Origin of the sequence: Halomonas sp. 707D4 (genome assembly GCF_024158685.1) — a bacterium.
Classification (GTDB): Bacteria; Pseudomonadota; Gammaproteobacteria; order Pseudomonadales; family Halomonadaceae; genus Vreelandella.
The window spans coordinates 1-6,183 of the sequence record NZ_JAMZBD010000168.1 but is presented as its reverse complement, the minus strand read 5'-3'; the positions used below and the strand labels follow the sequence as shown (position 1 = coordinate 6,183).

Here is a 6,183-nt window from a genome sequence, read left to right as displayed (position 1 = left end):
TCGCTAAACGTTGCTCACCGGCGTGAACTTCCGGTCGTCCATCGCCCAGCGACTTATAACAATACCAATCAAAGGAACGATGTCATGCCCACGCTACGCTATCGGCGCCTGGCGCTGAGTATTCTCGTCGCCGTAGGCGCCTTGCCGCTCTCGGCGCTTGCCGCCACGATGTTCGATGAGCCCTTCAACGATACCGTCTTTTTCGGCGATAGCCTAACCGATAGCGGCTACTACCGTGAACCCATCGCGCGACTGCTTTCGCTGCCGCCCGGCCAGCGTGATTTCGTTGGGCGCTTTACCGTCAATCCCGGGCCAGTGTGGGCCGAGCGTGTCGCCGACCGCTTTGGCGGCAGCGCAGATCCCAGTAGCGCCGGCGGCAGCAACTACGCCGCCGGCGGTGCTCGAGTAACGGCGCCTTCGAGCGTTCTGTTCGGCGCAGCGCCGCCGCTGAGCGAACAGATCGCGAGCTATCTGCAGGCGACCGGCGGCGTCGCTGATGGAGATACGCTTTACGCCGTTTGGGCCGGTGCCAACGACCTGTTCGCGGTGAGCGCCGGGGGCGATGCTGCCAGTATCATACGTGATGCCGCCGTGGGCACCGCCCAAGCCGCTGCCGCGCTCGAAAATGCCGGTGCGCAGCACGTGCTGCTGTTCAATATTCCCGATTTCGGGCTGACGCCACGCTTCAACGGCGATCCGGCCACCCGCGCCGGTGCCACCGCGCTTGCCGGTCAGTACAACGAAACGCTCTACGCAGCGGTGGCGGCCAGTGGGGTCGATGTCATACCCGTCGATACCTTCTCACTGCTACAGGAGGTCGCAGCCGACCCCGGCCGCTATGGTTTCACCAACATTACGGATAGCGCCTGTACCCAGGCGCTGCCGCTTTGTAATCCTGGCACGCTGGTAGCACCGGAGGCCGGTGAGCGCTACATGTTCGCCGACGAAGTTCACCCCACGCCCGCAACCCATCGCATCATCGGCGAGGTCGTGGTGTCGATGCTCGAGGCGCCACAGCTGCAGCAGTTGGTGACCCACTCGGCGGTGCTGACCGGGCGGACCCGCGCTAACCGGGTCGCCGAGCACCTGAATGCCATACCGCTAGATAACGGCTTGCGCTGGTGGGGCGATCTTCGCGCCGAGCGCCAAAAGCTGGGTTCGAGCGATCTTTATGATGCCAACAAGCCCTCGGGGCTTTTGGGAGTGGACTGGTATCAAAACGGCTGGGTGATGGGCGGGTTCGCAGGCTACGGCGATCAGGACGCCGACGTTGGCGGCGGCCGCGGAAGCTTTCAGCGCCAGGACACGACGCTTGGGCTGTTCACCGGCTGGTACACTGACAGCGCCTGGGCCAACGCCCAGCTGAGCTATACCTGGCTCGATGTCGATATCGACCGCGATATTCAACTGGGCAGCGCCACTCGACGCCACAGCGGCTCCACGCAAGGGAAGAACCTGACGGCGGCGCTGAACGCCGGTGTCGATGTGAGCGCTTTCTCCATTGCCGGGAGCGATGTAAAAACCGGCCCCATCGCCGGGCTCACGTGGCAGCGCGTCGAGCTCGACGGCTTCGATGAAACCGCGCGCTCCTCAACGGCGCTTACGTACCCCGACCGGAACGTCGACTCGCTGGTGGGCCGTCTGGGCTGGCAGATCCGACGCGACGGGCCGACGTTCAACCCCTACCTGCAGGTCAGCTACAATCACGAATTCGAACAGAACGATGGCGCCAGCGCCACCCTGCAAACCCTGCCGCAGCTGGGCGATTACCGCGTGCCCCGGCTCGATCTTGACCGCGACTACGTGGAGCTCGACTTGGGGGCTCGCGCGACGCTCGGTGGTATCGACGCTCAGATTGGTGCCAATGTCGATGTCGACGACGCCCGCAGCAGCGCGCTGTTCTTGAGTCTGGGTAAGCGCTTCTGACTCGGCAGGTAAGTCCTGGTGGTTTCAAGGGGCGTTAAGCGACACGGCCACACCTCGGAGTGCGGTGGGATCGTCCCGCTTCGGGGGTGGCCGTTGATGCGCGATGGCGTCGCTAAACCTTTATATCGATACTGACCGAAGCGATGGCTGCGATGAAGCCAGCGGTACCGTGCTGGGCACGACCAGCTATCACGATATCCTGCCTGAGGTAAAACGGTTGGAAATTGGCCGCACTTGGTACGCCAAACGCGCGCAGCGTACCCATATCAATACCACCTGCAAGCTGCTGTTGTTGACACATGCGTTCGATACGTTGGGTTGTAACGTGGTGGGCTGGCGCACCGACAACGTCAACTACGCAAGCCAACGTGCCATTGAGCGCTTGGGCGCGAAAAAGGAGGGTATGATACGCGGTCATAGGCTGCGTCGCGATGGCACTATTCGTAACACGGTGATGTATAACCTGCGCAGGGGGGGGCCAGAAGTGTGCGCACATCTCAACTACTTATTGAGTCAGCCTAGACGCTAATCAGTAGGGCTATGGCGCGGCGGCAAGGTCGCTGATCGCAACCCACAATTACAAGCCTCAGGTAAAGTGAAAAGACACGCGAATTTTGAATAGGCAGCCAAAATTTTCTTTGCTAGCAATAAGATCAATGAGATAAATTTGATACAGGCGGCTAGATAACTTCAATGAACGCGCTGGTACGTCCATTGAGGTTATGCAGCCGGGTATATAATCACTGTTATGCGCAAAAGGAGGAGGCGTGCATCATTTAGCAGCGGAATGGATTGTGGGGTTACTGAGAGATAGGAATATTCCCTTTCTGATCTGTGGAGGGCTCGCTGCACAGGGGTATGGCTCAGAGCGTGATCTGAACGACATTGACCTTTTTGTCCCTGCTGAGCACTTTGAGTCAGTAGTTCAGGCCGGCCAAAAATTTCTATCCAAGGCTGCCGCTCACCGCCAAGAGGAAGGCTGGGATCTAATCTACGTCCAGTTCAAGTATGAAGGCATCAAAGTGGAGATAGGTAATGCTGCCAGTCCGCAAATCTTCGATGCAGGCAACGACACTTGGGTTCCACTCAACATAGATTTCTCTCGCTACGCAACAGTGCATTTGCTGGGCCTTGAGCTTCCGCTTATGCTGAAAGACGATCTGGTCCACTATAAATCTGCGCTCTCCCGTCCGGTGGATATCGAGGATGTCCGTGCTATCCGTGAGAGCGCATAACCAAGCCATGCACCGGATACCAAAACCTCCGCTTTGCTCCGTTTTTTCAACTGGTGATGGCGGGCGTTATGTTCAAGGAGTAAGGATAGAAAATGAGCTATGACGCAAGAGTTTACAACGTGATGATCGCCTCACCTGGAGACGTTGCGTCAGAGCGCGCGATTGTCAGAGATGTGATTTACGAATGGAATGCGGTCCATTCGGTGGCAAGAAACATCGTACTCTTACCTATAGGCTGGGAGTCGCACTCATCTCCTGAAATGGGCTCCTCTCCGCAAGAGATAATTAACAACCAAGTTCTAGACAAATGTGATCTTTTGGTTGGGGTGTTCTGGACAAGAATTGGAACTGCAACTTCTGAATATGCGAGTGGAACCGTTGAAGAGATCGAGCGGCACATCGAAACAGGCAAACCCGCAATGCTCTACTTTTCGAGTCAGCCTGTCGCAATAGATTCAGTAGATGTAGAACAATTGCAGCATCTCAAGCGCTTCAAAGAATCTTGCCAAAAACGCGGATTATATGAGGGCTACGATAGCCATTCAGATTTTCGCCAAAAGTTCTACCGGCATCTCCAGCTTAAGCTCAATGAACACCCAACGTTTCTAGAGGCATCTGGGCAACATGCGTCTGTCCCTGTTGAATCTTCGAGTGGACTTCCCGAGTTATCAGATGAAGCGAAAGTCTTACTCAAAGAGGCCAGTTCAGATACCCATGGAAATGTTATGTACCTAAGATACATTGGGGGTACAGACGTTCAGACTAATGGGAGAAATCTAGTTCAGTCCGAGGATCGTCGAGAAGTAGCCAGATGGGAAGCGGCCATTCAAGAGTTGATTGAGGAAGGTTTGCTTATTGAGCGTGGTCATAAAGGCGAAATCTTTGAGGTGACGAACCTCGGATATCAAGTAGCTGATATGATTGAACTTTAAACATAAGCAGGGGCTGCAGCGGACCGGTTTTCCAGCGCGGTGCGCTTCCAAATCGGCTGCTGAGCCCAGTCGTTAGGCAATACGATGAACTATGAAGCCAGAATTAAGCAATGGATAGCAGACGATTCCAAGCGGATGCGGGCACTTTCTGCTGCCGCAAGCCTCGATCTCCCAGATTGGTGTCTTGCCGCGGGATTTGTGCGGAACCTGGTTTGGGACAAAGTTCATGGCTTTCTATCGCTGACAGCTCTAAACGATATCGATCTGATATATTTTGATCCAGTAGATAATTCTGAAGTCAGAGATAGGCAGCTTGAGCAGCAGCTCACAAGCGTCTTGGATTTCCCATGGTCGGTAAAGAACCAGGCGCGGATGTATAGGCGGAACTGCGATAGCCCCTACACGTCAACTTCAGATGCTATGAGCTACTGGGTTGAAGTCGAAACGGCGGTTGGGGCCGCTTTAAACAATTCTGGAGACGTTGTGCTAGTGTCACCTTTTGGTTTCGACCCCTTGTTCAATTTTACTGTAACTATTAATGCCAAAAGATCAAAGCTCCAGGATTTCGAGGAGCGGATCACGACTAAAAGGTGGCTGGAAATTTGGCCAAGGTTGGTGGTAAATGCCTAACCAAGCCATTAAATTCGCTCCCCAAGGTTGCCGGACGCTCGTTCCTCGTGCCATTCATGGTGGGCGTTATTCCATATTAAATCAATATTGCAGTAATCTTTTTAGGCGCTATAAAAATGCAAATTGCCAGATTGATAGCAGAAGAAAATGACCGCGATTTCATCTGAAACGCATATTCAAGCGCTTATCAAAAAGTGGTCGAGCGTCAGTTTGGTGTTTGGGACGATAAACTCCAAAAGCCAGCCTTTGATGAGAAATGGCGTCAAGGTGATTTTGAAATCTTGGCTTTAAACGGTACCTACGTAGGCGCTGTATGGATAACAAAGGAAGAGGGGTTTATTCAACTGCGGGACATATTTCTTGTGCCTGAATACCAAGGGCAGGGGATTGGAACGCAGGTTGTTCGTGAGGAGCTGAAAAAGGCACGAGCGGCAAACATGCCTTTACGGCTTCGCGTTTTGAAGCAGAGCCATGCCATCGCATTATACGAGCGGCTGGGTTTTACAAGGTGCGGGGAGACACCAACGCAATACTGGATGGAAGCGGTTTAACTAATGGGCAGAATCAGCTCTGCGCTTTCAAAAAAGCCCAGGCTATTCAGCCAAGGCTTTTGCTTACCTTATGTCTCACTTTCTAAAACTCTCTAGCCTTTCTTCCTGGCCGTCTTTTTACCACTTTCAACTTGGCCATCCTCCTCAGCACGGCCGCTTGGAAAATGCGCCCGCACCAACTTCAGCAACCCCTGTGTTGAGGCATCAAAATCCGCCGCATTGGTATCAATACGCTCACTGATTTCGCCTGCGATACGCTTGCCCAACTGCACCCCCCACTGATCGAACGAGTTGATGTTCCAGATCACGCCTTGGACGAATACCTTGTGCTCGTAGAGGGCGATCAGTGCGCCGAGGTTTTTTGGCGTGAGTTCGTCGAGCAGCAGGGTGCTGGAGGGGCGGTTGCCGGGGCAGCTGTAGGGGTCCTGGCTGAGCTCTTGGGACTCATTCTGGCTGCCTTCCATGAAGGCGTTGGCCTGGGCGAGCATGTTGGTGAGAAGCGCGAAGTGGTGCTCCTCCATGCCGGGTTCGGGCTTGAGAGAGGCGATGAAGTCGATCGGCACGTAGCGCGTACCTTGGTGCAATAGCTGGAAGAAGGCGTGCTGGCCGTTGGAGCCGGTCTGGCCCCAGACGATCGGGCCGGTCTTGTAGTTGACCGGGTGGCCGAAGATGTCCACCGACTTGCCGTTGGACTCCATGTCGAGCTGCTGCAGAAACGACGGCAGCTGGTTCAGCGCCTGGTCGTAGGGCACGATGGCCTGGGTCTCAGCACCGATGAAGTTGATGTACCAGATGCCGATCAAGGCCATCAGCACCGGCATGTTCTGCGAGAAGGGCGCCTCGATGAAGTGGCGGTCCATCTCGTGGGCGCCTTCGAGCAGTTCGATGAAGCCGTCGAAGCCGATGGAG

6 protein-coding genes and 1 pseudogene are annotated in these 6,183 nt (G+C 55.1%); 6 read left to right on the top strand and 1 reads right to left on the bottom strand.

Annotated features, from left to right (window positions below):
- The first annotated feature begins 84 nt into the window (after positions 1–84).
- The 6 genes from BIS11_RS08945 to BIS11_RS08920 all read left to right on the top strand — a co-directional run bounded on the left by BIS11_RS08945 (position 85) and on the right by BIS11_RS08920 (position 5,274).
- The gene (locus tag BIS11_RS08945; RefSeq protein WP_253422900.1) at positions 85–1,926 is read left to right on the top strand and encodes an autotransporter domain-containing protein; all 1,842 of its coding nucleotides are present in this window, start codon (positions 85–87) and stop codon (positions 1,924–1,926) included.
- A gap of 103 nt (positions 1,927–2,029) precedes the next feature.
- Positions 2,030–2,455 carry a GNAT family N-acetyltransferase gene (locus BIS11_RS08940; RefSeq protein ID WP_253422897.1) on the top strand — a complete coding sequence of 142 codons (426 nt, stop codon included), beginning with the start codon at positions 2,030–2,032 and terminating at the stop codon, positions 2,453–2,455.
- A 238-nt stretch (positions 2,456–2,693) separates the two neighbouring features.
- Positions 2,694–3,161, top strand: a complete 468-nt coding sequence (locus BIS11_RS08935; protein ID WP_253422894.1) for a nucleotidyltransferase family protein — start codon at positions 2,694–2,696, stop codon at positions 3,159–3,161.
- A 92-nt stretch (positions 3,162–3,253) separates the two neighbouring features.
- Entirely contained in the window at positions 3,254–4,093 is an 840-nt protein-coding gene (locus BIS11_RS08930) for a DUF4062 domain-containing protein (RefSeq protein WP_253422891.1), read from the top strand.
- Positions 4,094–4,177: 84 nt separating this feature from the next.
- Positions 4,178–4,723, top strand: a complete 546-nt coding sequence (locus BIS11_RS08925; RefSeq protein WP_253422886.1) for a nucleotidyltransferase family protein — start codon at positions 4,178–4,180, stop codon at positions 4,721–4,723.
- 194 nt (positions 4,724–4,917) lie between these two features.
- Positions 4,918–5,274, top strand: coding sequence for a GNAT family N-acetyltransferase (locus tag BIS11_RS08920; RefSeq protein WP_253422882.1), 357 nt, complete (start codon positions 4,918–4,920; stop codon positions 5,272–5,274).
- 92 nt (positions 5,275–5,366) lie between these two features.
- Here the strand turns inward: BIS11_RS08920 and pgi are convergent.
- Positions 5,367–6,183, bottom strand: a pseudogene (gene pgi / locus BIS11_RS08915) (glucose-6-phosphate isomerase); the annotation flags it as partial.

Coding starts and splice junctions, on each gene's coding strand:
- BIS11_RS08945 (WP_253422900.1), top strand. CDS start 85: ATGCCCACGCTACGCTATCGGCGCCTGGCGCTGAGTATTCTCGTCGCC.
- BIS11_RS08940 (WP_253422897.1), top strand. CDS start 2,030: ATGGCGTCGCTAAACCTTTATATCGATACTGACCGAAGCGATGGCTGC.
- BIS11_RS08930 (WP_253422891.1), top strand. CDS start 3,254: ATGAGCTATGACGCAAGAGTTTACAACGTGATGATCGCCTCACCTGGA.
- BIS11_RS08925 (WP_253422886.1), top strand. CDS start 4,178: ATGAACTATGAAGCCAGAATTAAGCAATGGATAGCAGACGATTCCAAG.